Annotated in this window: 1 protein-coding gene; it reads left to right on the top strand. The window is 73.1% G+C overall.

The features are described from left to right. Positions 1–1,471, top strand: a 1,471-nt coding sequence (locus E2651_RS43120) for a DUF5682 family protein (protein ID WP_245239559.1), incomplete at both ends; no start/stop codon positions are given.

The following is a 1,471-nucleotide window of genomic DNA, read 5'->3' as shown; positions in this document are numbered from 1 at the left end:
GGGCCGCTGCTGCTCGGCGTGCGGCACCACGGGCCGGGGTCGGCGCGGGCGGTGCGGGCCGCGCTTCAGGAGGCCGCTCCCCGTGTGGTGCTGATCGAGGGGCCGCCGGAGGCCGACGCGTTGGTGCCGCTCGCGGCGGACGAGGGGATGCGGCCGCCGGTCGCGCTGCTCGCGCATGTGGTGGACGAGCCGGGCCGCTCGGCGTTCTGGCCGCTCGCCGAGTTCTCTCCGGAGTGGGTGGCGATCCGGTGGGCCGCGGGGGCGGGGGTTCCGGTGCGGTTCATGGATCTCCCGGCGGCGCATTCGCTGGCATGGGTGGAGAGCGCGGCGGATCCGGATGCGGATGTGGATGTGAACGTGGATGTGGACGCCGACGCCGACGCCGACGCCGACGCGGACGCGGTGCGGATCGATCCTTTCCCAAGCTCTCAACTCCGTTCGAGCAGGGGAGACCCCATCGCCGTGCTCGCCGAGACCGCCGGATACGACGATCCCGAGCGGTGGTGGGAGGACGTCGTGGAGCACCGGGGCACGGGCGGGGACGTGTTCGCGCCGTTCGAGGCGCTCGGCGAGGCCATGGGGGTGCTGCGGGAGGAGTACGGGAGCGGCGGGCACGACCGCGACCTGGTCCGCGAGGCGTACATGCGGATCCAACTCCACGCTGCACAACGCGAGTTCGGCGGTGATCGGGTCGCTGTCGTGTGCGGGGCCTGGCATGTGCCCGCGCTGCGGCGGAAGGCGACCCTGGCGGCCGACCGCGCGCTGCTCAAGGGGCTGCCCAAGGTGAAGGTCGACATGACCTGGGTGCCCTGGACGCACCGCAGGCTGGCCCGTGCGAGCGGGTACGGGGCGGGGATCGCGTCGCCCGGCTGGTACGGCCATCTGTTCAGCGTGCCCGACCGGCCCGTCGAGCGCTGGCTGACCAAGGTCGCGCGGCTGCTCCGCGACGAGGACAGGGTCGTGTCGTCCGCGCACGTCATCGAGGCGGTGCGGCTCGCGGACACGCTGGCCGTGATGCGGGGGCGTCCGCTGCCGGGGCTCAGCGAGACGACGGACGCGGTGCGGTCGGTGCTGTGCGAGGGCTCCGACGTACCGCTCTCCCTCGTGCACGACAAGCTCGTCGTCGGGGACGTCCTGGGGGAGGTGCCGGACTCGGCGCCGGCGGTGCCGTTGCAGCGGGACCTCACACGGCTGCAGCGGAAGCTCCGGCTCAAGCCGGAGGCGCTGGAACGGGAGTTGGAGCTCGATCTGCGCAAGGAGACGGATGCGGCACGCAGCAGGCTGCTGCATCGCCTCCGGCTCCTGGGGATCGGCTGGGGCGAGCCGGCCGAGTCGCGGGGGAGCACCGGTACGTTCCGGGAGACCTGGCGGCTGCGGTGGGAGCCGGAGCTCTCCGTGCGGGTGGCGGAGGCGGGGGTGTGGGGGACCACGGCTGTCTCTTATACACAACTCCGAGCCCACGAGACGCTCA

It is taken from the genome of Streptomyces sp. MZ04 (assembly GCF_004684775.1).
GTDB lineage: Bacteria > Actinomycetota > Actinomycetes > Streptomycetales > Streptomycetaceae > Streptomyces.
This window is presented reverse-complemented; position numbering and strand designations above follow the sequence as displayed.